Raw genomic sequence first — 23,868 nt, forward strand, 5'->3', positions numbered from 1 at the left:
ACAGTAACGGCTGTCCTTGAGCAGTGCTGTGACCTGATGGCGGATGGCTGGGACGGTGCCCTTGCCGCAGGACGGTGCTCAGGCGGGCCGCGGGGACACCGCGCGGCCAGCGGCCTGCGCGATCAGGCGGAGACGGCACAGGGCGTGGGTCGGATCGACCGCATCCGTCCGGCCTTGGACGGCGAGCGCCACCGGCAGCTGATCAGTGCGGGTCGGCACCGGAACGGCGAGGTACGTGATTCCGTCGCCCTCGGCTACGGCGAACCCCTGGCGCCTGATACGCATGAGGTCGCGATTGAGTGAGGCCGCCTCATCCGCCGCCAGCTCCCACGCCTCGGCGACGTCGCAGGTGCTGAGCAGGTCGTGGGCGAGGAGCAGTCGCCCTGCCGCGGCGTGGAAGGCGCAACTGCGCCCCGTGTCATCGCTGGGCGTCCACACGTGGTCGTGCCCGTAAACCCGGTGCACGAAGACCACATCGGCGCCATCGAGGGTGGCCAAGCTGGACGTCAGCCGGGTGTGCATAAAAAGGTCGGTGACGAACGGGGCGAGCCGCTGGAACAGGTGCCCAGAGCGGGCGGGGACGGTCTCTCGGCCGCCGGTCAGGGCTACGAGATACCCGGTCCCGAACCGGACCACCATCCCGGCGGCCACCAGGGCGCCAAGCAGCCGATGGGTGGTGGACTTGGCGAGCCCGGCCTGGCGGCTCAGGTCGGAGAGCCGCATTGGGCCGTCGGCGGTACGCAGCAAGGCGTAGAGCGCGAGTATCTTGTCGATCGCTCGGACACCGGAGTGGTCGTTGTCCGCTCGGCTGCGGCTGATGGTCACGGAGGTGCTCATGCGCCTCAGCGTTCACGAGCCGTCTCAGTGTGATCTCAAGGAAATCTCAAACACCTGGGCGCCCTCGCCACAGCATGTGGCGGGTGCATGCGGGGCGGCCGGCCCGGCCGCCCCGCAGACTCGGGGGTGCCCGATGCCTATCAGAAGCAGCCGAGCCTGCACCCGTTCGGCGAGACATGGCCGACGGACTTGGTCACGCTCGTCTTGGCCGGGGCAGCGGCCGAGGCGGACGTGACAAGGCCGGTGGAGCCGAGGGCGACGGTGGTGAGCGCCACGGCGCCTGCCGTGGTCAGGAACCGGTGACGAAGACGTGCACGCATGAGAACGCTCCCGGGTTCGGAAACTGGGGTTTGGGGATGAATCAGGTGTCCCGCAGGACGCCCGAAGTACAGCAGGCCCTCGGCCCCTGCGGCCAAGCTTGTTCCAGTCCGTGGAACGGACGGGTGCACCACTGCATGAACGGCCGACCCGTCGAGGTCCTGTTGACGAGTCCCTCCCGTGCCACTTCTCTTCCGTGCGCTCGACGGTAGCCGTATGGAGCACGGCCCTCAGCGCCGTTGCCACAGCATGACACCCCACTCACTGGCGGCGATGGCTGGACAGATACTCCCCCTTCCTGCCGACCTGCGAGCGCACGCCCAGCACGGCGTTACTGATCTCGGCTCGTTAGGGTGACGTTTGCTGAACCCCCGCTGTGGGTGTGGTGTTGCCGGTAGACGATGTGTGAGATATGCGGATGGGGGCGGGCTGACGCCCGCAGCACGGCAGCGCCGGGAAGCGGCGCGGATACGGGCGGCAGAGCCCTTCGCTCAGCAGGTCGAACCGGCCGAGGCAGCCTGGCCAACCTCGCCGTCGTCGCCCTCGACCGCCTCGAGACCCTCGTCCGCAACCGGCTCGAAAGCCTGCAGCACCGGCCCGACACACTCGACGGGTCCATAGCAGGCACCGGCCTGCCCCTGGACACCCCCACACCACCCTGACGAGCTGAGATCAGTAACAGCACCTACTCCCGCGAGCTGGATAACAGCTATGGAATTGCGGTAGTTTGCCGCCACGGAAGTCTGCGTCCGTCAGCTGCATGTATCGACCTGCTGAAGTCCATCCGCAAGTTCCTGCAGTTCCCTACACGTTGACCGCCAGAGCTTCCTCGCCTCGTCTTCGCCCACGACGACGCAGCAGCTCTGCGCCTCCTCGCCCTCATCGCTGATCGCCCACCAAGCATTGGTCACGTCCCAGAGGGTGCTGGTCTGCCCATCTCCGAGGGTGAACGTGTGGCACGTAAGCTTCGCCCACAGTCCCCATCCGTCGGGGCCGCAGCTGCGCCGGTACTCGTGCTGCCATGCATCAGCCACTTCGGGCACATGCCGCTGGGCCGCAGCCAGTGCGGCACTGACCTCCTTCGGCACAGGAATTTCCGATGCCCGGATCAGCTCATGTGCTGTCCTGGCGGCCTCGGTGGGGCGAAGGGAATGCTCAGAGATTGCCGCCTGAACCGTGGAGAAGCCCGAGTCTCTCAGCTCGTATGCCCGACTGGCCGAGATGCCGGCTACCGCAAGTGCAGCAGCTTCCGAGGCGCGCCACACCCGTTCTGGATTCGCGTCCCGGAGGGCAACGTGTGTGTTCGGCGACGGGTCCACTTCCCAGCCCTCGCGGCGCCACGATTCAGGTGAGCGCAGTGTCAGGACGGTGGCATCTTCCGCATCAACAACACGCATGAGGGGCAGCAAGCTCCTCAACGCAAGAGGGGTCCATGAAGTGAGGTTCAGCTGCGACGCGGCTTCTGGACCCGCACCGACGCTGGCATAGGCAGTCGTGGAGGCGGCGAATTCCTGATGCATTCTGTTCACCAACTCAGCGCGCTCCGTGGTCACAGGCAGGTCGTACTGTGTCCCGCGGCCATTGCAGCCGTAGCGTCGAATGGCGAGAACACCACCTTCATGGTCAATAAAGACCTCGGCCGCGCCCGTCAACCCGGGGTACTCCGTCGGCACATGGGACAGCACGCGTGATGCTTCCCGTTGCGGGTCGGCAGGCAAGGCATCGTCAGGGACCGGGGGAATGTCACTTCGATACCTGGTGCCGAGAAGAGTGAACGCCTCGCGGCGGATGCTGTCCCCTGGGTCGCTGGTTCTGGAACGAAGGATCGTGTAGGAGTGCGGCGGCAGAGAGTCGAGCGAGGTGGTGGGTACGTCTTCGACCAGGATGCGAGTTCCCGGCTTCCACGCAATTCGGGAGTCGCCGGCGGCGCCTTCAATCGAAAGGCTCCCGTAGAACACGGAGCACCCGTGCAGTTGGGGCGCGGCCCAGCCGGGCTCGGCGCTCATCAAGAGTTCACCCGTGGGGAGAGCGACCGTCAGTGCGGGCGGCGGTGAGAGGAGGTCCAGACTCAGGTGGACATCGAGGTGATCAACCGCCTGCCGCCCGTCCCGTCTCAGTTTGCGGGAGATCTCCACAAAGCGAGGGTCCGCAGTATCGAGAAATCCGATCTCAGCCGCATGCAATTGCACGCTGCTGACGCCTTTGGCTCGTGTCCGTGCGCCAGGTGCAGGATCAGGAGCGTAAACGCTACGGCGAGTGAAGTCCCATGGAGGCTGCCAGTGAAACCCTGCCCTCGTACAACGGTGGCTCTTGAACATCATTTTCCGTTACGACTCCGACCGCACCCGAGTGCTTTCGCGCGGGTGTCGCGGCATGACGTGGCCAATGTCGAACTTGTGCAGGTTCACGGCACTTGTGGCGCACCGTTCATCTCCGAACCCTGACGAGCTCACCGGATCCTTGCGGGAGACTACGTGAACCGCCGTGGGAGCTCCAGCCCGATTGCCTCCGGGGCAAAGTCTTGCTCATCACTGCCGGGAACGTGCACGACATCGCGTTGGCGAGCTCCTGCTGTGTGTCCAAGGTCGGCCCATGCCGACATTGCGTTCCGCTACGGCGCCGAAGCCCTGTACGAGCGCGGCTACGCCCCGCTGCGCGACCAGCTCTAACCGTGCACGACAGGTACCGATGACGCCTGTCCGGGGCCGTCGTCCCGGAGTCTGCAACCGTTACTTTTCCCAGTCGCCCCGGGATTCGAAGGCGGCCGGCTGCAGAGCGGATGTCATTTTCCGTGAGGTCGACGAGGAGGGGCTGGTCAACGGGGTGGCTCCTGCTCCGTCGGAGGAGAGGGGGGTGAAGCGGGCCGGGAGTTCGGCGAGGGCGCGGTGGAAGAAGCCGGGTCGCCAGGTCAGCTCGCTGCGGGGCACAGCGAGTTCGAGGTCGCACAGGCGGCTGGTGAGACGTTCGATGGCTGCGGTCGCGATCAGCATGGCGGGCTGTTTGACCGGGCAGGCGTGCGGGCCGGCGGCCCATGCCAGGTGGGCTCCGCCGCCCGAGCGGACGGATCCGGTGGGCAGGCCGTCGTGGGCTGTGTTCGCAGCGTGATAGGAGACGAGGACGGGCTGGTGTGCGTGTATCCATGTGCCGTGGAAGCGGACGCTGCGGCGGGGGAAGTGGGCGGAGAAGTTGGCCATGGGCGGCTCGTTGTGCAGCACGTCGTTGATGGCGTCGTGTGCCGTCAGGGCCCCGTTGGTCAGGGTGCTGTAGTAGTCCGGGTTGGAGAGCATCCGGGACAGTGCGTTGGAGATCAGGTTCGTGGTGGGTTCGTTTCCGCCGGCCATGGCGATCCCGATCTGGTGGACGAGCTCTTCGGGGGTCAGCGCGGCGGGATGGTCCATGATCCACGAGCTGAGGTCGTTTCCTCGTTGCTGTGTTTTGAGCGTGATGAGCTCGATCATGTACCGCTCGAAGTCCGTGTCTCCTTTGTGGGCCTCCTCTGTGTCGGCACTTTCGAACAGGCTCGTGAGTGCTTCGACGAGGCGAGGGCCGTAGTGGTCGGGCATGCCGAGCAGGGCGTTGAACAGGATGAGGGGAAGCGGGCGTGCGTACTGGCCGACCAGGTCGGCCTCGCCGGCGGCGGCGAACTCGCTGATGAGCTGGTCCGCGGCTTTGGCCACTTGCCGGCGTAGGTGGTGCGGTTCGATGCGGGAGAAGCTGTCGGTGATCACGGACCGGTAGCGGCGGTGCGTCTCACCGTCGTTGAACATCGCGTTGGGGCGCCACTTCATCATCGGCAGGATGGGGCAGTCCGGTGGCAATGTCTCCTGCCAGACGCGGGGGTCCTTGGACCAGGTCTCGGTGTCCTTGAGGAGGTCGAGGGCCGCCCGGTAGTCGGTCACGAGGTGTGCGGCGACGCCAGGGGCGATCTCGACGGGTGCGACCGGCCCGTACTGGCGCAGCCGTGCATAGACGGTGTTGGGGTCGGCGGTGAAGTCCGTCCCGTACAGAGCCACCCGTCCAGGGGTGTAGGAGGTCATGTGGAGTCCATGGCGAAGTGGGCGATCAGATGGGAGACGAGGGCGATCAGTGCGTCGATGGACGAGGTGGTGTCGCGGGCGTCACAGGTGACCAGGGGCGTGTGCCCGGCGAGATCGAGACGTTCGCGCAGCACCGTCGGGGGGTAGTCGGGCGCATCGGGGAAGGCGTTGACGGCGACCGCGTACTGCAGGCCGCGCTCCTCGATCATGTCGATCACCTCGAACGAGTCGCCCAGGCGCCGGGTGTCGACCAGGACCAGGGCGCCCAGGGCGCCGTGGGCGATGTCCTCCCACAGCGGTTTGAACCGTCGCTGTCCCGGCGTGCCGAAGAGGTAGAGGACGAGATCGCCCGGCAGCGTCCGGCGGCCGAAGTCGATGGCCACGGTGGTGGTGTGCTTGCTCCGTATTCCGGCGACGTCGTCGACCATCGCCCCCGCCTGGGTCATGGTCTCCTCGGTGTGCAGCGGGACGGTTTCCGACAGCGCGTCGATCATTGTGGTCTTGCCCACCCCGAAGGGGCCCGCCACCAGGATCTTCACCAGCGACTGGTCACCACTGGGCAGGTACATGGCATTAGCGGATGGAGCGGAGTCCACTGAGAACCCTCTCTAGGAACTGGTGATCGAGTTGTTCAGCGGCGGGGATGGGGGCGCGGGCGCCCAGATGCCCGGCGTCGACGAGGTCGGCCACCAGCACCCGGAGAACGCTCACCGGCAACCGGAGGTGGGCCGCGGCCTCGGCCAGTGACAGCGCACCGCCGTGGACGAGCGTGGCCAGGCGTAACTGTGCCGACTCCAGCCCGTCCGGTACCCGGGCCGTGGTCGCGGTGAGCAGCGTCAGCCGGTCCAGGGTGTTGCGAGTGGGCTGCGTGCGTCCCGCAGTTGCCAGGTAAGGCGGCACCAGCCGCCTGTCGTCGCGGCGAGGAGTCATGCCGGAGTACCGGTGTCCCGGGCGGGAGAGTTCATGACCTTTCTGCCGAGCGTCGCCACCTGGATCTGCATGTGATGTGCGATGACCCCCATGTCGATGTTCCGCGTGGCATAGACCGCCATCACGGTGTTCATGCCGGCCGGGATCGCGAAGACGAATCCGGTATCGGTGTCCACGACGAGCTGCTGGAGCCGCGTGTCTTCGTCACCGGAGAACGAGACAGCCACCGCGCGGGCGGCGCCCTGGAGCGCGGACATCATGGCGGCCGCACCCTCGCCGGCCTCGCGGCTCAAGTCCGGGGAGGCGCCTTGGACCATGCCGTCCGAGGAGAGCACCAGAGCGTGTACCACACCGGGAAGGCCCAGGAGCGGCTCCAGCACCCAGGACACGTCCTTGATCGCGGATTGCTTCGGGGAGGTCATCGAGCGTTCCCTTCGTGATGATCGGTGCATGCCGCGACGCGTCCGGACGCTGTGCCGGCCTGAAAGGCACTCCAGGTCGCCTGCGCCTCCTCAGGTGTCGGCGCCTGGTCGGCCCGGACCGGGGACTGGGCCTTGTGAGCGGGCTGGGGGCTGCGGCGACGGCGCTGCGGCAAGGCGTCCGGCAGGGGGGCGCCGCTCTCGACCGCGGAGGGGGGTGGCGTCTGACGGGAGACCGGCGCCATGGCGGACATGGGCTGGGTCTGTTCGTCAAGGAGCGTGAGCAAATCGTCCGGGATGAAGACAACCGCCCGAACACCCCCATACGGCGCGGGCTTGTCGATGGACACGGTGAAGCCGTACTGCCGCACCAGGCGGCCGATCGTGGCGAAGCCGGCACGTGGAGGGTCGCCGAGCTCTGTCAACAGGAGCGAGTACCCGCCGGACAGCAGCCGGGCGGCGAACTCCACCTCGTCCTGGTGCATCCCCACGCCCGCGTCATCGATGACGACGCAGGCACCGGACTCGGCGTGGTGGAGGCTGACATCGACGAACAGTGTGCCGTGCGAGTGGTGCACCGCGTTCGCGAGCAACTCGGCGACGGTGATGGCGATCGGCTCGACAGCCCGCGCCACCACCGCCACCGGTGACGTCAGCCGGCTGGTGACCTGGACGCGCTGGTAGCCGCGGACCCGGGACTGGGCGCCGACGACGACATCGCCGAGGTGAGAGTCGCTGCGGGTCAGGCCCGGCCACGCCCCGCACAGCACGCCCGTGGCCTGGATGCGCCGAAGGTTCTGCTCGTTGAGCTGATCCAGCTCGAAGAGATCCCTGGCCATCTCCGGGTCCTCGTAGCGATGCTGCATCGCATCGATCTTGGACTGCATCTGGTAGCTCAGCGCCTGGATGACGGTCGTCGCCCCCCGCATCACCGCCTGAGCGGCCTCGTCCACGCGATGACGCTCGGCCACAACGGCCTGTGCCACCTGCTTCAGGGCCGCCGTGTGGGCCTCCTCGACCTCTGTCCCCGCGAACACGAGCTGCGCCAGCTCCGGAACCGGAACATGCTGATGGGAGAGGTGGGCTGCCATCGCCGGAAGCCGGTTGAAGACCAGGTGCCGGGTCTCCTCGTGGAGCGCCTCATGACGGGCGTTCACTCGAGTGGCCTCCTGCACGGCCGCGTCGCGCTCCGTCCGCAGTGCGGTCAGCAGACGGCGGTTGCGGAGCAGAAACCGGGCCGCGAGAAGACCAGCGATCACTAGGCTCATGGTCACGACCACCACGAGCAGCGCCTCCGGTTCCAACTTCATCAAGGGTCCTCGGACGGTGGGAAACGGTTGAATGCGTCGGCGCGGCGAACGGGGGACGGCTCTGCAGCCACGGTCAGGGCCATAGGCGCTGATCCGGGACGTTCACTGCGGACTTCTTCCAGGCCCGTGCAGACCGGCCCGGCCGACGTGAGCGCGGCCGAAGCGCGACCGGGGCACGGCCGACCCGCCGCTTGCCCCCGTCGCGCCCGGCATGGGGTCAGGACTGCAGCGGCAGGCGGTCGGCGGGGGCGACCTGGATCCAGTCGGGATACGGGGCCGGGAGTGCGCTGGCCGCATCCAGCGCCGCCAGGTCCTCCTCGGTGAGCTCCAGGTCGACGGCGGCCAGGTTCTCGGTCAGCTGGTCGGGGCGCTTGGCGCCGACGATCACACTGGTGATCCCCGGCCGGGCGAGGGCCCAGGCGAGGGCGACACGGGCTACGGCCACGCCGTGGCGCGCGGCCACGACGCGCAGCACATCCACGATGTCAAAGGTGCGGCGCCGGTCCACGGGCGGGAAGTCGGCGAAGGCCCGGCGCGCGGTGTCGTCACTGGTGCCGGAGCGGTCGAACTTGCCGGACAGGAACCCACCGGCAAGCGGGCTCCACGCCAGCGTGGCGAGCTTCCGGTCCGCGGCCATCGGCAGGATCTCCCGCTCGATGTCCCGTCCGGCCAGCGAGTAGTACACCTGCTGGGACACGAAGCGGTCCCATCCATGCAGCTGCGAGGCGCCGAGGAACTTCATCATCTGCCACGCTGCCAGGTTGGATGCACCGATGTAGCGGATCTTGCCCTGCCGGACGGCGTCGTCCAGTGCGGCCAGCGTCTCCTCCACCGGGGTCAGCGGATCGAAGTTGTGGATCTGGTAGAGGTCGATGTGGTCCGTACCCAGTCGGCGCAGGCTGTCCTCCAGCGCCCGGGTGACCCACAGCCGTGACAGACCGATCTCGTTGGGGCCGGTGCCCATGCGGGCGAGGAGCTTGGTGGCGAGCACCACGTCCTGGCGCCTGGAGCCCAGTACCCGGCCAAGGATCTCCTCGGACTCGCCCGCCGCGTACATGTCGGCGGTGTCGATGAGGTTGACACCTGCGTCGAGAGCCAGGCCCACAAGCTCGTCCGCGGCCTTCTCGTCCAGCCCACCGATGACGCTCCACGGCGGTGTCCCCGCCCCGCCGAACGTCATCGCCCCCAACGCGATCCGGGAGACGAAGACTCCTGTGGCGCCGAGCTGCTCGTACTGCATGTCCCACCTTTCACCGATACCGTGCTCGTGCCGTGGACGATGCTGCCGCGGCCGTCGGCACGGCTACCTCCGACGCTAGGAGGCTCAACGGAAACGGGCCATGATCAGGCGTCCGGAAAAGCTGCGCGTTCGTCCATGGCGGTCGGGACACGGAACCGAACTGCGGGCCAGCCGTCCGGCCCGGCGGCCGGCGCTGCGGGCGGGGCGTTGCGGTACTGGGCCGGGGAGACACCGGTGACCCGTTTGAACGCGGCGCTGAACGCGCTCTCTGAGGCATAGCCCCAGCGACCCGCTACCGAGGCCACGGTCCCCCCAGCGCAGCGCAGTTCCCTGCCGGCCGCCAGAATCCGCCACCGCTGGAGGTAGACCAGCGGTGGCAACCCGACCAGGTCCTTGAACCGGGCGGCGAAATTCGCCCGGGACATGCCCACCTGTGCGCCGAGCTCGGCCACCGTCCACGGACGGCCAGCCTCCTGGTGCATCAGCACCAGCACGCGCCCGATGAGCGGATCGCTCAGCGCGCCGAGCCAGCCCGGCACAGCCGCCCCCTGCGGTGTGTCCGCTCCGCCCACCACCGCCCGCAACGCCTGAATGAACAGGATCTCGGCCAGCCGCCCCGACAACACCGAGCTGTCCGGGCGCACGGCAGCCACCTCGTCGAGGAACACCCTGAGCAGCGGCTGGATCGCCTTCGCCTGCGGAGTCTCGGCACGGATTGCCAGCACGGGAGGCAGACCATTGAGCAGCAAGGCCGCGGTGGCGTCCAGGAAGTCCACGCTGCCACCGACGACATGCGTGCGCTCCTGACCGGGTGTGCGGTCTGTCCCGTCGGCCCGCACAATGTGGCAGGAAGAGGCTCGGTGGACCTCTTCCCCACTGCGGCAGACCGCATCCAACTCCCCGCGGACCGTGTACGATTCACGCGCCGCCAGCAGGAAGCAGTCACCGGCCTCGAGGGGCACCGGCTCGGCACCGTCGGCGTCAAGCCAGCAGGACCCCTCCAGCACAGCCCCGATCTTGATGTGCTCATGGACATCGAAACGCAGCGCCCAACTCCCCCACCCCTCAAGGCTCGACGGCGACCCCGCCCTGACATTCAACGACGCGACAACATCGGCCAGCAGGTCGACCGAGGACTGCACATCGAGTGGTCGCCCCGGCCTATGGCTGGGACTACGTTCTCCAACCATCGCTCACTACCGTTCCTGAGCCGCAGCGTTCACGGCCCCGCAGCCGCGGCAACGACCACCGACTCCGAAAATCACAGGAACATCCCAGAACACCAGCTATTCGAATCGGATGCCGTCCAGGACCCGTAACCGAGTTCGCTGAGCATGGTTCAGGCTCCTGGACAAGGGTGCGGTCGGTGCCGACGAGAGCCGTGCGCGCCAGGTCGAGACATAAGCCGCTGCCCGGCGGCGCGGGGGCGCAGGGTTCCGCATGGAGGTCAGGCTGGGTGGGCTCCTGAACTGCAAGTTCGGCGACGCAGACAGCTCCGGAACCATAACTGTCCAGTCGTCTTTAAACGAAAGGCCAGGCCATAGGGGCCTCTGCAACCACAGAGCTGCGGTGTCGTGGATGTCAACAAGGTCGGCTGCATACCGAGCAACCGAGGCCGCTGCCCGTGGCGGCCCGCGCGGCTGTTCCCCGGATGGCTAGAAGGGGAAGGCGTGCGCCTGCTCGCGGAAGGTGACCCACTGCCATTGCGTGAATGCGTCCCAGCTGCTCTGGGAACCGAACCGGCTTCCGTTGCCGGAGGCGCCTGTACCGCCGAAGGGCGCGTACGCGTCGTTGTTCAGGGTCTGGTCGTTGATGTGCACGATGCCGGTCCGCAGCCGTCGCGCCAGATCGCGGCCACGCTCCGGGGATCCCGTCTGCAGCGCGGCGACGAGCCCGTACTCGCTGTCGTTCGCGACCGCGACCGCCTCGTCCTCGTCGCGTACGACGACGACCGGTGCGACGGGTCCGAAGATCTCCTCGCGGAATGCGGGCATTGACGGGGTGACATCGGCCAGCACAGTGGGCTGGTAGAAGAGCTTGTCGTACGTGCCGCCGGTCCGGACCTCGGCCCCCGCCCTGACGGTCTCTTCTACGATCCGGTGCACATTGTCCCGTTGCCGCTGGTTGATCAGCGGCCCGAGGGCCACCGGACCGGTGAACGGATCGCCCACCGAAAGTGCCTGCGCCCGCTTGGCCAGCCGGTCGAGGTACTCGTCGGCGACGGATTCGAGCACGATGTGCCGGCCCGCCGTCATGCATACCTGGCCCTGGTGCAGAAACGTGCCCCAGGCGCCCGCCGAGCTGGCGATCTCCAGGTCGGCGTCGTCCAGCACGATGAGTGCATTGTTGCCGCCGAGTTCGAGAGAGACCCGCTTCAGCATTCGTCCGGCGGTGGCGCCGACTTCACGGCCGACCGCCGTCGACCCGGTGAAGGCGATCATGGCGACATTCGGGTCCTCGACCAGTGCCGCTCCGGGCCCGGCGTCCCCCGGCAGCACGTGCAGCAACCCTTCGGGCAGGCCCGCCGCCTCGAACAGTCGCGCGACCATCACGCCTCCTGACACCGCCGTCTGCACGTCCGGTTTCAGGACGACCGCGTTGCCCAGCGCCAGCGCCGGCGCGATGGCCCGGACGGAAAGGATCAGTGGGAAGTTCCACGGACTGATTACGCCGACTACGCCGAGAGGCACCCGGCGTGCCACGCTCTCCCGGCCGGGCTCGCTGGTCGGCAGCAGGTGCCCGAAGGGCTGGGTGGGCAGTGCCGCCGCCTCCCACAACTCCCCCAGCACCAGGTCGACCTCGAACGCCGCCTTGCCCGGCACCGAGCCGCCCTCGCGGACGAGCCAGCGCTCGAACACCCCACGGTTGTCGGCGAGGACGGCAGCTGCCCTACGGATCACGGCGGCACGGGATGCGCCGGTCGCCGCGGCCCAGTCCGGAGCGGCCTGGGCGGCTCGGGTCGCCGCGACCGCCACGTCGTCGGCATCGGCCAATCCGACCTGGGTCAGGACGGCACCCGTCGCCGGCTCGATGCTGTCCAGCACACCGCCGTGTGCGGTAGTCCAGCCGTTGCTGTAGATTTTGCCCTGCCAGGCGACGTCGTCGAGAAGTTCGATCATCGCGGAGATCTCCTTAACTTTCGCATGCACGGTCGTCAGGCGAAGGGCCGGCGGATGAGGTCCGCGGCCTTCCCGGTCATGCTGATGGCGGCATCGGTGTTGACGTGGAGCTCCTCGGCCTGACGGAAGCGTGCGCCGCACGCAAGCCGTGCGACCCGCAGGTCGGGGCTCACGACGGCCTCCGGCCCGGTGCCCATTCGGGCAACTCCCGAGGGTGGTGCGGTCAGGACCTGCTACCGATTCTTGTCAGCCAGGTTGCAGAGCTCTTGACTAATCTCGCCTCTGCCTTTGTCGCGCGAGGACAAGTCTGGTGGAAGGGCACACACAGCGATGTCAACCTCATGGACGCAACAGTCGAGCCCGGCCGAAGTCTGGCGAGAAGAGCTAGGCAGTGCTTTCGGCCGGCTCGCCCCAGAGGCCGTCGGAGAGCCGCCCGCCCATGGGCAGATGGCCGTCAGTCAGCTCGGGGCGATCGCGGCGTACCGGGTGAGCGGCACGCCCCAGGTCGTACGGCGCACTCCCAGGGCCGTACGGCAGACACCGATCGACCTGCTCAAGGTCTGCGTACAGTTGAGCGGGCACGCCACGGTGTGTCAGGACGATCGCGAGATCCCGATCGCGCCCGGGCAGATGGCGATCTACGACACCGCCAGGCCGTACCATCTGTGTCTGGAGCAGCAGTGGTCGTGCGCGGTCATGGCATTTCCCCGTAACGCGTTGAGCCTGCCCGAGCGTATGGTCGTCGCGTCGATGAACCGTGCCCATCCACTCGCGGACGGACCAGGCGCGGTGCTGGCCGGCTTCGTCTCATCCGCGGTGTTGCGGCGAGAACCGATTTCCGGTACATCCGCCAACCGGCTCGGCGAAGCTGGACTGCATCTGGTGGCAGCCGCATTGAGCGACGCCGCCCCCTCGGGAAGCGATGGCGCAGCGGACGCATTGCGGCTGCGGATCCTGCACTACATCAGAGCGCACCTCGCCGAACCCGATCTGACACAAGGGCGAATCGCCGCCGTGCACCACATGAGTCCGCGCACACTGCACCGACTGTTCGAGCGCGAGTCATGTACGGTCACCGACTACATCCGATCTCGCCGCCTGGAAGCGGCGATGCGTGATCTGGCCGACCCTCTCCTCGCCGATCGCAGCATCGCGGCGATCGCCGCCCACTGGTGTTTCGCCAGCCAGGCGCACTTCACTCGCGCCTTCCGCGCCAAGTACGGCGTGAACCCATCGGCTGCCCGTCGCACCGCGGTGTAGTTGCCGTGGCGTGACAAGAGCCGCCCTGCGGTCGGTGACCGCTCTGGGAGGCGCCAGCCATGCGGTTGACGGTGCCTTCCAGGCGTCGTTCACCCGCGTTCTGGCTCACCGTCCTGTGGCAACTCCCGGAAAACTGCGGCTAGTTCGCTACGGGAGCGGATGCCCAGCTTGGAGTAGATGTGCGTAAGGTGGTATTGCACCGTCTTGACGGAGATGTACAGCTCCAGTGCCGTCTGTTTGTTGGTCGCCCCGGAGGCGACCAGGCGGGCCACGGCCTGTTCCTGGGGCGTGAGCCGGGACAGGCCGGGGGTTGTGCGGCTGGTCTGCAGACCTCCGGCCTGCAGCTCTCGGTCGCATCGCGTCACGTACGTCTGGGCGCCGAGAGCGAGGTAGGCGTCGCGCGCGTTGGTCAGGACGGTGTCCGCCTCGCGGCGCTTGCCGGCGCGGCGCAGGGTCTGGCCGTAGGCGAAGTTGATCCGGGCACGGTCGTAAGGGAGCGGTAGGGGCTCGAGGTGGGCCAGGGCCTGGTCGAACTCCGTGCGCGCGGTGTCGATGTCGCCGCGCGCGCCGGTGAGGCGTCCGCGGGCCAGGCCGAGGCGGGCCATGGTGGAGCGGTGGCCGCGGCGTGCGGCGAGATCCTCGTGCGGGGTGAGGAAGGCTTCGGCCTCGTCGAGGCGGCCGGTCATCACCAGGGCGTTGGCATAGATGTCCTGCCACGGCCAGAAACCCGGCTCGTCGACCGACTCCCGGCAGGGCAGCCGCAGGACGGGGGACAGGGCTTCGAGGGCGCGTGTGTAGTCGCCGCGGGCCTCGGCGACCTGGGCGCGGGCCAGGCAGGACGGGACCAGCATGATTTCGTAGTGATGGGCGGAAGCGGCGGCCTCGCCCAGGTGCCGTTCGGCTGTTTCCCATTCGCCGCGCAGGGCGTGGATCTGGGCGCCGGTCCAGTGAACCAGCGGGCGGACCAGTTCGATGCGGACCTCGGCGAGCCGGGTAGCGGCGCGGTGCACGGTTTCGACTGCTTCCGGCCAGGCTCCGAGCGCGAACTGGGTGCGGGCCAGCAAGCCCTGGGCCCACAGGGAGATGCGGGTGGAGCCCATGCGGTAGCCGGTGGGGACGGCGGCTTCGAGTCTGCGGCGGGCGGCTTCCGGGGCGTCCAGGGCGAGGTCGACCCAGCCGCGGCCGAGCTGGAAGCGCTGGGGCTGAGCGCCGCCGGGCAGGTGTGCGACGGCTGCCTCGTACGTGCTGATGGCTTCCTCGGCTCGGCCCATCGCGGCCAGTCCGAGCCCGAGCACGGCCTCCGACTCGATGGCCGATGGATCGCCGGAGTCCGCCAGGTCGACGGCCCGGCGGGCCCAGGCGACCAGGTCCCGCGCGTCCCAGCTGCCCAACGCATGCAGTACCCGGCGCTGGCAGATCCGCGCCATCAGGTCGCGCTGGCGTTTCGGGTCGCAGCGCTCCCAGGCCTGGGTGAGGAAGGCGTCCGCCTCGGCACGTCGGCCGCGCATGATGGCCAGGTAACCGAGGACCACGTCGCGCAGGGTACCGGGCGGGAAACTCTCCAGCTCCGCGGCGAACGCCGCGGCCTGCGGGACGTCCCCGGCGCCGATCATCGCGTCGACGGCGCGCAGCAGCCGGTCCTCGCGGGCGGAGCGCGAGGTGCTCAGCCGGCTGGCTCTGACCAGGGTGTCGGCGACCGCGGACCACTCCCCCGCGGTCGCGTGCTCGCCCGCGTACCGGTCCAGCTCGTCGGCGAGCTCTCCGTTCGCCGTGGTGGTGGCGGCCACCCGGTGGATCAACCGCCTGCCGCGGTCCACGGTGATCGCCGCCGCGGCGCGGTGCAGCTCGGCGCGGTTCGTGAGTTCGATGCCTGTGAGGACGGCGGCCCGGACCAGCGGGTGTGTGAAGGACAGCAGCGCCCGCCCGGGGTCGATGGTGGCGGTCAGCAGGCCCGCCGTGCGTGCCTCGTCCACCGCCGGCAGCGGATCGTCGACACCCGCGAGGGCGGCGGCCTCGGTGAGGAAGGCGTCGTCGCCCAGGACGGAGCACGCCTCCGCCAGTTTCCGCGCGGCCGGGCCACACTGGGCGAGCCGATGCCGTACAGCCGAGGCATAGCGGGCAGGGGCAGGCAGTTCGGGTCGCCAGTCCTGCCAGGTCTCGCGGGGCAGCTCGCGCAGCAACTGGGTGAGATGGCGGGGGTTGCCCAGGGTGTGGTGGCACAGATGCCGGGCCGCGGGCAGTTCGAGGGTGATGCCGTGGCCTTCTCGGGCCAGTGTCCTGACGTCCTCGGGGGTCAGCGGTGCGAGCCGTACGGCGTCGTCGCGGCAGCCGTCCAGAACCTCCAGGGTGCGCAGGACCGAGGGGGGCAGATCCTCGTCCGCTCCTCGTACCTCGTACAGCTCGTAGGGTTCGTCGCGTGCGATCAGGACGACGAGCACTTTCTCGTTCGCCATCCTGCGGATCGCGGACCGGATGGCGCGCAGGCTCTCCGCATCGGCCCAGTGGGCGTCGTCGACGATCACCACGAGGGGCTCCGGCTCCTGTCGGGCCGCCCACTGGAGGCGGAGGAGGCGGGCGGTGTCCAGCACCGCCTGCGGCGACGCCGGGTCGGGCAGGTCCGCTTCGTCTCCGCAGGCTCGTACGAGCTGTCCCGCGATGCCCAGCGGCAGTCCCGACTCCCAGGACACCCCGGCGACGCGCAGGACACGGGGTGGGGTCTGGCCGGCACGTGCCCGGTGCTTTTGAAGAACATCCTCGACGAGGGCCGTCTTGCCGATGCCCGCCGGACCCTCGACCAGCACCATCGACGGGCGGCCGGCACAGGCGTCGTCGAGGGGGCGGGTCAGCGCAGAGACCTCGCCGACCCGCCCGATCAGCTCGCGCTGCAGCTCACCGCGGTCATTCATGTGCCATGACGCTAGCACCGTCCCCGGTGACGGGCCCGGGCACCGAGAGGGCCGGGGCGGGAGTCACCGCGGCGGCCCGGCGCGGGACGAAGCAGGTGACGAGCGCGCCGAAGACGGCGACCCCGGCGAAGATGTAGAAGGCGTGGCGCGGGGAGAATCCGGCGCTCACGAGCGCTCCGCCGATGATGGGGCCGCCTATGCCGCCGAGCCGCCCGAATCCGGCGCACCAGGCGACGCCGGCTGCCCGGGCCACGGTGTCGTAGTAGTTGGAGACGAAGCCGTAGATGAGGACCTGGGTGCCGATGGTGCCGATGCCCGCGATCGCGACCAGGGCCAGCAGGACGGCGAGCGGCAGGCCGACAGTGAGCAGGATCAGGGAGACGGCGGCCAGGACGAACGTCGTGATGATCACCCACTGCGGGCCGAGCCGGTCGGCGGACCGTGAGGCGATCTGTGCGCCGACGATGGCACCGCCGTTCAGGGTGAGCAGGAAGAGGAGGGCGTACGACTTCCCGAAGCCACTCTGCCCCATGATCTCGGGCAACCAGGTGTTCAGTGCGTAGGTGAGCAGCAGGCCCGAGCAGCTCATCAGACCGAGCAGCAGAGTGGCGGGCGCGTAGCGCCGGGTGGCAAGCGCCGCGAAGCCGACCTTGGCGTTCTCTTCTGCCTTGTCCGCCGCCGCGTCGGGCAGGGGAACCCCGGTGCGCTCGGAGAGCCGGCGGGCCCGTGCGGCCTTCCCGCGGGCGAGCAGCCACTTCGGTGACTCGGGCAGGCGCAGCAGGGCGACCGGCAGAAGGACTACGAGGGGTGCGGTGCCGAAGAGGAACAGCGCGCGCCAGCCGTCGTTGCCGGATGTGAGCAGCGCCAGGAGGGCGGCGAGGACACCCCCGGCGGGGATACCGCTGAAGACCATCGCGTTGTAGACGTTGCGACGGTGGGGCGGCGCGAACTCGGCGATCAGGGCGCCGGCGGTGACCACCAGGGCGCCCACCCCGATGCCGGTGAGGAAGCGCAGGATACCGAAGACCGTGATGTCGGTGGCGAACGCGCTCAGCCCCATGGCGAGGGAGAACCAGACGATGCCCGCCACCGTGACGCGCCGCCGTCCTATGTGGTCTCCGACGGCGCCGGCGATCAGGGCGCCCACCATGACGCCCATGAGTGCGTACGAACCGAGGGCTCCGGCTTGCCCTGCGGTGAGCGCGCCGATCTGGCTCGGGTCGCGCAGGAGGACGGGCACGACGGCGCCGTAGACGACCAGATCGTAGCCGTCGAAGAGGAGGGCGGCGGTGGCAATGGCGACGACCCAGCGCAGGGTGGAGCGGTGCCGTGGGTCGGTGGTTCTGTGTTGCTCGGTTTTCATCGTGGTGGCCCCATGTTTCATGTGAGCGGATGGGTCTGCCTCCGCTGCCCCGGCAGGGGAAACCGGGCAGCGGCGTGCGGAACCGGGGGGGGATGAGTGTCGGGTGGGGATGATGGCGAGGCCGCGGATTCAGCCGAGGTCGCCGCCGGCGACGGGCAGCACCGTGCCGGTGATGTAGGACGCCTCGTCGGAGGCGAGGAAGCAGATCGCGGCAGCCTGCTCGTCCAGGGAGCCATAGCGCTTCATCAAGGAGGAATCGGTGGTCTGGTCGACGATCTGCTGGTACCAGGTCTTCTCCTGCGTGGTGCTGGCCACGGGTCCCCGGGAGACACGTCTGGGAGGGGAGTCGGTGCCGCCCGGGGCCGTGGCCACCACCCGGATGCCGTACTGCGCCATTTCCAGGGCGAGTGAGGCGGTGATGGCGTTGATGCCGCCCTTGGCCGCGGCGTAGGGGATGCGGTTGATGCCACGGGTGGCGACGGAGGAGACGTTGACGATGGTGCCGGAGCGCTGCTCGATGAGGTGGGGCAGCGCGGCACGGCAGGTCCACAGGGTGGGAAAGAGGGAGCGCTGGATCTCGGCCCTGATCTCGTCGGGGGTGTAGTGCTCGTAGGGCTTGGCCCAGATGGTGCCGCCCACGTTGTTGACGAGGACGTCGATCCGGCCGTGGTGTTCGTGGGCCTGGGCGACCGCGGCCTCGGCTCCCTCGTAGGTCTCCAGGTCCGCGATGACGGCGTGTGCCTTGAGCTCGTCGGCTGCTTCACGGACGGTCTCGGCACGGTCGACCAGGACCACCTTGGCGGACTCGGCCGCGAGACGCCGGGCGACCGCGAGGCCGATGCCCTGCGCCGCGCCGGTGACCACGGTCGTCTTCCCGGCGAACCGGCCTGGGTGGACGCTCACGCCGCCTCCGCGGTCTCTCGTACCGCGGCCGGGGTGAACTTCTCGTAGTGGAAGCTCGCCGGGGTGATGCCGAGGGCGGTGATGTGGGTGCGGACTGCCTCGACCATGGGGGGCGGGCCACAGAGATAGATATCCACGTCGCCGTCGTGCAGGGTCGAGGTGTCGATCAGGTTCGTAACGAAGCCCTTGTTGCTGGCGCTGCTGGACGGATCGGCCACGCAGTGGTCGAAGGTAAATCCGGGGATGGTCTCGGCGTAGTCCTCCAGGGTGTCCAGGTGGACGAGGTCTTGGTCGCCCGTCACGCCGTAGAGCAGGTGGACCGGGTGAGCGGTCGGCTGCTGGGTCATGGTTTCCAGCATCGACAGCAGAGGCGCGAGGCCGGTTCCACCCGCCAACAGCAGGGCGGGCCTGGTGAGTTCGCGCAGGTAGAAGCTGCCCATCGGGCCGGAGAACTCGAGACTGTCGCCGACCCGGGCGCGTGTGGTGAGGTAGCCGGACATCGCGCCGCCCTCCACGATGCGGACCAGGAAGGAGACCTGCCGCTGGGTGGGGCCGGAGCTGAACGAGTACGAGCGGGTCTGGTCGGTGCCGGGGACGGTGACGTTGACGTACTGGCCCGGCAGGAAGTCGAGTTGCTGCCGCTCGTCGACGTCGAGGGCGAACTCGACGGTGCTCGCGGAGTGCCGCTTGATGGCGGTGACGGTTGCGGTGTGGGTGGCCGCGGCGGTTTTCGCGGCGGCTGCGGAGGAGGGGATGCGCAGCACGAGGTCGCTCTGCGGGGTCATCTGGCAGGGCAGGCAGTAGCCGAGCGCGGCCTCGTCGTCGCTGAGGGCCTCGTCGATGTAGTCGCCGCCGTCGTAACTTCCTGACTCACACAGTGACTTGCAGGTTCCGCAGGCGCCATCACGGCAATCGAGCGGGATGTTGATGCGGGCCTTGTACGAAGCCTCGGCGACGGTCTCGTCCGGACGGCACTCGATGAACCGGGTGATGCCGTCCTCGAAGTTCAGGGCGACCTGGAAGGACATGCGGGTGCTCATTTCAGACGTGGTAGATGTCGACCACGTGATGCACGTAGTCGTTCTTCAGGACGACCTTCTTGCTCGTGATCAGCGGGTCGGGTCCAGAGACATCGATGCGGTAGAAAGACGTACCGAAGTACGTGTCGACGGCCTGGTAGCGGTAGTAGAGCGTGAACCAGTTGAAGCGCACGTCCAGCACGTCGCCGTCGCTGCCGGTGATTTCGACGTTGGTGATGTTGTGGCCGGTGCGCGGCTCGGGCAGGCTCGTGGCGCTGGAGCGGTCGGTGCGGATGCGGAAGACGCGGTCCTCCAAGCCCGCCCGGCTCGGGTAGTAGATCAGGGAGATCTCGCGCTGCGGGTCGGTCGTCAGTTCGTCGTCGTCGGCCCAGGCCGGCATCCAGAACTCGGCGTCCGGGTGGTAGCACTCCAGCCACTTCTCGAACGCGCGGTCGTCGAGGTGGCGGGCCTCGCGGTAGAGGAACTGCCGGACGGCTTCCAGGGTTGCCGGGGCGACGCTGGTCGTGGTCGCGGTCGACGTGGTCACTTGGCCGCCTCCAGGGGCTCGGAGGCCTCCAGGGCCTTGCGCATGGTCTGCAGCCAGTAGCCGTGCTGGATCGGGTACAGTCCCTCGTCCTCGGTGCGCACGCCGCTGACGATCGGGTTGATGCCGATCTTCTTGGCGTCCTCGTCCGGTCCGTCGATCTGGTGCACGGCGCCGCGGCTCAGGTCGTTCCAGGGCATCGACTCGGCCAGGTATGTCTTCTGGCAGGAGCGGAACTCCTCCAGGTCGTCGGGGGTGGCCATGCCGGTGGCATTGAAGAAGTCCTCGTACTGCCGGATACGGCGGGCACGGTCCTCGGCGGGCTCGCCCTTGGGGGCGATGCAGTAGATGGTGACCTCGGTCCTGTCGACGGAGATGGGCCGGAAGTGCCGGATCTGAGAGCTGAACTGGTCCATCAGGTACACGTTCGGGTACAGGCACAAATTGCGGGACACACCGATCATCCAGTCGGCCTTCTCCGCGCCGAACTCGGCCGCCAGTTCGTCACGCCTCCCGTACAGCGGACGGTTGGCGGGATCCAGCCACTTGGTCCACAGCAGCAGGTGGCCGTGCTCGAAGGAGTAGAAGCCGCCCCTCTGCTTGGACCAGCCGCCCGCGTCCATCGTCTTGGTGTCGTTCTTCGACTCCCCCGAGGTGCGGCGGGCCTGGGTGGCGGCGTAGTTCCAGTGGGTGGCGGAAACGTGGTAGCCGTCGGCGCCGTTCTCCGCCTGGAGCTTCCAGTTGCCGTCGTAGTGGTACGTCGACGAGCCGCGCAGCACTTCCAAGCCCTCCGGGGACTGGTCGACGATCATGTCGATGACGACCGCGGCGTCGCCCAGGTGCTCCTTCAGCGGCTTGACGTCCGGGTCGAGGCTGCCGAAGAGGAACCCGCGGTAGCTCTCGAAGCGGGCGACCTTCTTCAGGTCGTGCGAGCCGTCGGTGTTGAACTGCTCCGGGTAGCCGGCCTCGCGGGGGTCCTTCACCTTCAGCAGCCGACCGCTGTTGCTGAACGTCCAGCCGTGGAACGGGCAGGTGAAGGTGGTGCGGTTGTCGGTCTTGCGGCGGCACAGCATCGCGCCGCGGTGGCTGCACGCGTTGACCAGGCAGTGCAGCTCACCCTGCTTGTCGCGGGAGATGACGACGGGCTGGCGGCCGATGTACGTCGTGAAGTAGTCCCCGACCTCGGGGATCTGGCTCTCGTGTGCGAGGTAGACCCAGTTCCCCTCGAAGATGTGTTTCATCTCCAGCTCGAAGAGCTCCTCGTCGGTGAAGACGCTCCGCCGGACCCGGTAGACACCGCTGTCCGGGTCCTCCACGAGGGCGTCTTCGAGGATGGTCCGCGCACGGCTGAAGTCCTCGGCCATGATCCCGTCCCTTTCGCCTCGATCGGCCGGTCTGGTCGACCGGCCCGTTGCCATTGCTTTTCAGCACCATGACAGCGAGGTGACGAGTCGGCCCCGGACATTTCCCCAGGGTTGACCCAGGGGGGTATTGATATCACGGGCGTCTCAATAACATCGAACCAGGTATTTGCGTCGTATGGGATCGGCTCCCTACGCTGGGGCGCATTCGAGGGCCCCCGAAAACGAAAGGGCCAGGCCGATGGAAATCAGGCACCTTCGGTATTTCGCGGCCGTCGCCGAAACACACCATTTCGGAAAGGCCGCGGAAAGCCTGCACATGGCCCAGCCGCCCCTCTCCCAGGCGATCCGCCGACTCGAGACGGAACTGGGCGTGGAGCTGTTCACCCGCACCACCCGGCAGGTGGCCCTGACCGGAGCAGGCGAGGTGTTCCGCACCGACGTGGAGCGCATCCTCCAGGCGGTCGACGAGGCCGTGGCCCGGGTGGGGCGTTTCGCGTCCGGCGTGGAGGGGGTGCTGCGAGTCGGCCTGACGGGCTCCGCCTCGTACCGCCAACTGCCGGCCCTGGCCCGCCTACTCAAACGGGAACTGCCGCACGTGATGATGGAGGTGCACACCGAGATGCTCACACCCGCCCAGGAGTCGGGGCTGATCGAGCGCCGTCTCGACGTCGGTGTCCTGCGCCCGCCGATCCGCCAGGAGGGCATCGCTCACCGCGCCCTCGCGGACGAACCGCTCGTCGTCGCCGTACCCGAGGAGCACTGGCTCGCCGAGCCCGATTCGGTCCGAGTCGAGCAACTGCGGCACGAGGACTTCATCATGTACGGCGCCACGCTCGGCTCCGTCGTCAACGACGCCGTCGTCCGCAGCTGCCTCGCCTCCGGCTTCTACCCCCACTGCGCCTACGAGGTCACCGAGACCTCCGCGGCGCTCGCCCTGGTCGCCGCCGGACTCGGCATCGCTGTCCTACCGGACTCCATCCGCTCCGCGCCCCGCGAGGGCGTGCTGTGCAAACAGCTCGAGGGTGCCCTGTCCGTGCCCCTGGTCCTGGCCTGGCGTGCGGACGACGACTCGCCCCTGCTGAAACATCTGCTGGAGGTTCTCGAAAAGAACGCAATGTTCCTGGCTGGTGCCGGACCAGAAATTCAAGAACCCACAAGGGGGGCGCAGTGAAAATCACCGGAGTGGATGCGATTCCCTTCGCGATCCCGTACCGAAAGCCGCTGAAATTCGCGAGCGGGGAAGTCCACACCGCGGACCACGTCCTCGTACGCGTGCACACCGACGAGGGTCTGACGGGGACCGCGGAGGCCCCGCCCCGCCCGTACACCTATGGCGAGACACAGGAATCCATCGTCGCGGTGATCGAAAAGATCTTCGCGCCCCAGATCCTGGGCCTGACACCGCTGGAGCGCGAAGCCGTCCACGCGACGCTCGAACGGACCGTCGGCAACCCGACCGCCAAGGCCGCCGTGGACATGGCCCTGTGGGACATCCTCGGCCAGGCCGCCGGCATGCCGGTCTCCGGCCTGCTCGGCGGCTACACGGACCGCATGCGGGTCAGCCACATGGTCGGCTTTGCACCCGCCGACGCGATGGTCGCCGAGGCCGAGCGGATCCGCGACATGTACGGCATCACCACCTTCAAGGTGAAGGTCGGCCGACAGCCGTACAGCGACGACGTCGCCGCCTGCCGGGCGCTGCGCGAGGCCCTCGGCCCGGACACCGACCTGTACATCGACGGCAACCGAGGCTGGACGGCATCCGAGTCGGCGCGCGCCCTGCGCGACATGGCCGACCTCGGACTGACCTTCGCCGAGGAACTCTGCCCCGCGGACGACGTGTTGGGCAGACGCTGGCTGGTCGCCCAGAGCCCGGTGCCCTTCATCGCCGACGAGAGCGCAACCAGACCGGGCGAAGTGACCCGCGAGCTCCTCGGCGGGTCCGCGACTGCCATCAGCATCAAGACCGCCCGCACCGGCTTCACGCAGTCCCAGCGCGTGCTGCACCAGTGCGAGGGACTGGGGGTGGAGGTGGTGATGGGCAATCAGATCGACGGTCAGATCGGCACGTTGTGCACCGTTGCCTTCGGCGCCGCCCACCGCTCCGCCTCCCGCCACGCCGGCGAGCTGTCCAATTTCCTCGACATGACCGACGACCTCCTCACCGAGCCGCTGACCATCGAGTCCGGCACCCTGCGCATCCGCGAAGGTACCGGACTCGGCATCGACATCGACCCCGACAAGCTGGCGCGCTACCGCCAGGACCGCTGACACACCTTCACGGAACACATTCAAGGGA

The 23,868-nt window shown here is 68.4% G+C and carries 21 protein-coding genes; 3 read left to right on the top strand and 18 right to left on the bottom strand.

The window, feature by feature from the left end:
- Positions 1-78: 78 nt before the first annotated feature.
- The 12 genes from AB0I54_RS42770 to AB0I54_RS42825 all read right to left on the bottom strand — a co-directional run bounded on the left by AB0I54_RS42770 (position 79) and on the right by AB0I54_RS42825 (position 12,407).
- Positions 79-837, bottom strand: coding sequence for a helix-turn-helix domain-containing protein (locus tag AB0I54_RS42770; RefSeq protein ID WP_363301777.1), 759 nt, complete (start codon positions 835-837; stop codon positions 79-81).
- Positions 838-977: 140 nt separating this feature from the next.
- Positions 978-1,157, bottom strand: coding sequence for a hypothetical protein (locus tag AB0I54_RS42775; protein WP_363301778.1), 180 nt, complete (start codon positions 1,155-1,157; stop codon positions 978-980).
- Positions 1,158-1,907: 750 nt separating this feature from the next.
- Positions 1,908-3,290 (bottom strand): hypothetical protein, encoded by a 1,383-nt coding sequence (locus AB0I54_RS42780; RefSeq protein ID WP_363301779.1) that lies wholly within the window; start codon positions 3,288-3,290, stop codon positions 1,908-1,910.
- Positions 3,291-3,884: 594 nt separating this feature from the next.
- The gene (locus tag AB0I54_RS42785; RefSeq protein WP_363301780.1) at positions 3,885-5,192 is read right to left on the bottom strand and encodes a cytochrome P450; all 1,308 of its coding nucleotides are present in this window, start codon (positions 5,190-5,192) and stop codon (positions 3,885-3,887) included.
- Entirely contained in the window at positions 5,189-5,761 is a 573-nt protein-coding gene (locus AB0I54_RS42790) for an ATP/GTP-binding protein (RefSeq protein WP_363301781.1), read from the bottom strand. Before AB0I54_RS42790 ends, AB0I54_RS42785 begins: the two co-directional genes overlap by 4 nt.
- 4 nt (positions 5,762-5,765) lie before the next feature.
- Positions 5,766-6,122 carry a DUF742 domain-containing protein gene (locus AB0I54_RS42795; protein ID WP_363301782.1) on the bottom strand — a complete coding sequence of 119 codons (357 nt, stop codon included), beginning with the start codon at positions 6,120-6,122 and terminating at the stop codon, positions 5,766-5,768.
- Positions 6,119-6,544, bottom strand: coding sequence for a roadblock/LC7 domain-containing protein (locus AB0I54_RS42800; protein WP_363301783.1), 426 nt, complete (start codon positions 6,542-6,544; stop codon positions 6,119-6,121). The genes AB0I54_RS42795 and AB0I54_RS42800 overlap by 4 nt, the downstream gene beginning before the upstream one ends.
- Positions 6,541-7,851, bottom strand: coding sequence for a sensor histidine kinase (locus tag AB0I54_RS42805; protein WP_363301784.1), 1,311 nt, complete (start codon positions 7,849-7,851; stop codon positions 6,541-6,543). The genes AB0I54_RS42800 and AB0I54_RS42805 overlap by 4 nt, the downstream gene beginning before the upstream one ends.
- Positions 7,852-8,068: 217 nt before the next feature.
- Complete coding sequence (locus tag AB0I54_RS42810) at positions 8,069-9,091, bottom strand: aldo/keto reductase (RefSeq protein ID WP_363301785.1); 1,023 nt, start codon at positions 9,089-9,091, stop codon at positions 8,069-8,071.
- 104 nt (positions 9,092-9,195) lie between these two features.
- The gene (locus AB0I54_RS42815; RefSeq protein WP_363301786.1) at positions 9,196-10,233 is read right to left on the bottom strand and encodes an AraC family transcriptional regulator; all 1,038 of its coding nucleotides are present in this window, start codon (positions 10,231-10,233) and stop codon (positions 9,196-9,198) included.
- Positions 10,234-10,746: 513 nt separating this feature from the next.
- Positions 10,747-12,210: a benzaldehyde dehydrogenase gene (locus AB0I54_RS42820; protein ID WP_363301788.1), complete on the bottom strand. Its 1,464-nt coding sequence runs from the start codon at positions 12,208-12,210 to the stop codon at positions 10,747-10,749.
- Positions 12,211-12,245: 35 nt separating this feature from the next.
- Positions 12,246-12,407: a hypothetical protein gene (locus tag AB0I54_RS42825; RefSeq protein ID WP_363301789.1), complete on the bottom strand. Its 162-nt coding sequence runs from the start codon at positions 12,405-12,407 to the stop codon at positions 12,246-12,248.
- Positions 12,408-12,540: 133 nt separating this feature from the next.
- On the opposite strand from AB0I54_RS42825, the gene AB0I54_RS42830 reads away from it, so the two are divergent.
- Positions 12,541-13,470, top strand: coding sequence for a helix-turn-helix domain-containing protein (locus tag AB0I54_RS42830; protein WP_363301790.1), 930 nt, complete (start codon positions 12,541-12,543; stop codon positions 13,468-13,470).
- Positions 13,471-13,559: 89 nt separating this feature from the next.
- Here AB0I54_RS42830 and AB0I54_RS42835 read toward each other — a convergent pair whose 3' ends face one another.
- The 6 genes from AB0I54_RS42835 to benA form a co-directional block, all read right to left on the bottom strand.
- Positions 13,560-16,376, bottom strand: a complete 2,817-nt coding sequence (locus AB0I54_RS42835; RefSeq protein ID WP_363301791.1) for an AAA family ATPase — start codon at positions 16,374-16,376, stop codon at positions 13,560-13,562.
- Positions 16,369-17,739, bottom strand: coding sequence for an MFS transporter (locus tag AB0I54_RS42840; RefSeq protein WP_363301793.1), 1,371 nt, complete (start codon positions 17,737-17,739; stop codon positions 16,369-16,371). Before AB0I54_RS42840 ends, AB0I54_RS42835 begins: the two co-directional genes overlap by 8 nt.
- A gap of 129 nt (positions 17,740-17,868) precedes the next feature.
- Positions 17,869-18,642 carry a 1,6-dihydroxycyclohexa-2,4-diene-1-carboxylate dehydrogenase gene (locus AB0I54_RS42845; protein ID WP_363301794.1) on the bottom strand — a complete coding sequence of 258 codons (774 nt, stop codon included), beginning with the start codon at positions 18,640-18,642 and terminating at the stop codon, positions 17,869-17,871.
- Entirely contained in the window at positions 18,639-19,682 is a 1,044-nt protein-coding gene (gene benC, locus AB0I54_RS42850) for a benzoate 1,2-dioxygenase electron transfer component BenC (RefSeq protein WP_363301795.1), read from the bottom strand. Before benC ends, AB0I54_RS42845 begins: the two co-directional genes overlap by 4 nt.
- Before the next feature lies 1 nt (position 19,683).
- Positions 19,684-20,208: a benzoate 1,2-dioxygenase small subunit gene (gene benB, locus AB0I54_RS42855; RefSeq protein WP_363301796.1), complete on the bottom strand. Its 525-nt coding sequence runs from the start codon at positions 20,206-20,208 to the stop codon at positions 19,684-19,686.
- Complete coding sequence (benA, locus tag AB0I54_RS42860; RefSeq protein ID WP_363301797.1) at positions 20,205-21,569, bottom strand: benzoate 1,2-dioxygenase large subunit; 1,365 nt, start codon at positions 21,567-21,569, stop codon at positions 20,205-20,207. The genes benB and benA overlap by 4 nt, the downstream gene beginning before the upstream one ends.
- Positions 21,570-21,807: 238 nt before the next feature.
- On the opposite strand from benA, the gene AB0I54_RS42865 reads away from it, so the two are divergent.
- Both AB0I54_RS42865 and AB0I54_RS42870 read left to right on the top strand, forming a co-directional pair.
- Positions 21,808-22,740 carry a LysR substrate-binding domain-containing protein gene (locus AB0I54_RS42865; protein WP_363301798.1) on the top strand — a complete coding sequence of 311 codons (933 nt, stop codon included), beginning with the start codon at positions 21,808-21,810 and terminating at the stop codon, positions 22,738-22,740.
- Positions 22,737-23,840, top strand: a complete 1,104-nt coding sequence (locus AB0I54_RS42870) for an enolase C-terminal domain-like protein (RefSeq protein ID WP_363301799.1) — start codon at positions 22,737-22,739, stop codon at positions 23,838-23,840. Before AB0I54_RS42865 ends, AB0I54_RS42870 begins: the two co-directional genes overlap by 4 nt.
- Positions 23,841-23,868 lie beyond the last annotated feature (28 nt).

Origin of the sequence: Streptomyces sp. NPDC050625, from assembly GCF_040654755.1 — a bacterium.
In the GTDB taxonomy this organism is placed as follows: Bacteria; Actinomycetota; Actinomycetes; order Streptomycetales; family Streptomycetaceae; genus Streptomyces.

What these genes read in the sequence shown, in the direction of transcription:
- AB0I54_RS42770 (WP_363301777.1), bottom strand. Translation starts at nt 837, where the DNA reads ATGAGCACCTCCGTGACCATCAGCCGCAGCCGAGCGGACAACGACCAC.
- AB0I54_RS42775 (WP_363301778.1), bottom strand. Translation starts at nt 1,157, where the DNA reads ATGCGTGCACGTCTTCGTCACCGGTTCCTGACCACGGCAGGCGCCGTG.
- AB0I54_RS42785 (WP_363301780.1), bottom strand. Translation starts at nt 5,192, where the DNA reads ATGACCTCCTACACCCCTGGACGGGTGGCTCTGTACGGGACGGACTTC.
- AB0I54_RS42790 (WP_363301781.1), bottom strand. Translation starts at nt 5,761, where the DNA reads ATGTACCTGCCCAGTGGTGACCAGTCGCTGGTGAAGATCCTGGTGGCG.
- AB0I54_RS42795 (WP_363301782.1), bottom strand. Translation starts at nt 6,122, where the DNA reads ATGACTCCTCGCCGCGACGACAGGCGGCTGGTGCCGCCTTACCTGGCA.
- AB0I54_RS42800 (WP_363301783.1), bottom strand. Translation starts at nt 6,544, where the DNA reads ATGACCTCCCCGAAGCAATCCGCGATCAAGGACGTGTCCTGGGTGCTG.
- AB0I54_RS42805 (WP_363301784.1), bottom strand. Translation starts at nt 7,851, where the DNA reads ATGAAGTTGGAACCGGAGGCGCTGCTCGTGGTGGTCGTGACCATGAGC.
- AB0I54_RS42810 (WP_363301785.1), bottom strand. Translation starts at nt 9,091, where the DNA reads ATGCAGTACGAGCAGCTCGGCGCCACAGGAGTCTTCGTCTCCCGGATC.
- AB0I54_RS42820 (WP_363301788.1), bottom strand. Translation starts at nt 12,210, where the DNA reads ATGATCGAACTTCTCGACGACGTCGCCTGGCAGGGCAAAATCTACAGC.
- AB0I54_RS42825 (WP_363301789.1), bottom strand. Translation starts at nt 12,407, where the DNA reads ATGGGCACCGGGCCGGAGGCCGTCGTGAGCCCCGACCTGCGGGTCGCA.
- AB0I54_RS42830 (WP_363301790.1), top strand. Translation starts at nt 12,541, where the DNA reads ATGTCAACCTCATGGACGCAACAGTCGAGCCCGGCCGAAGTCTGGCGA.
- AB0I54_RS42835 (WP_363301791.1), bottom strand. Translation starts at nt 16,376, where the DNA reads ATGAATGACCGCGGTGAGCTGCAGCGCGAGCTGATCGGGCGGGTCGGC.
- AB0I54_RS42840 (WP_363301793.1), bottom strand. Translation starts at nt 17,739, where the DNA reads ATGAAAACCGAGCAACACAGAACCACCGACCCACGGCACCGCTCCACC.
- benC (WP_363301795.1), bottom strand. Translation starts at nt 19,682, where the DNA reads ATGAGCACCCGCATGTCCTTCCAGGTCGCCCTGAACTTCGAGGACGGC.
- benA (WP_363301797.1), bottom strand. Translation starts at nt 21,569, where the DNA reads ATGGCCGAGGACTTCAGCCGTGCGCGGACCATCCTCGAAGACGCCCTC.
- AB0I54_RS42865 (WP_363301798.1), top strand. Translation starts at nt 21,808, where the DNA reads ATGGAAATCAGGCACCTTCGGTATTTCGCGGCCGTCGCCGAAACACAC.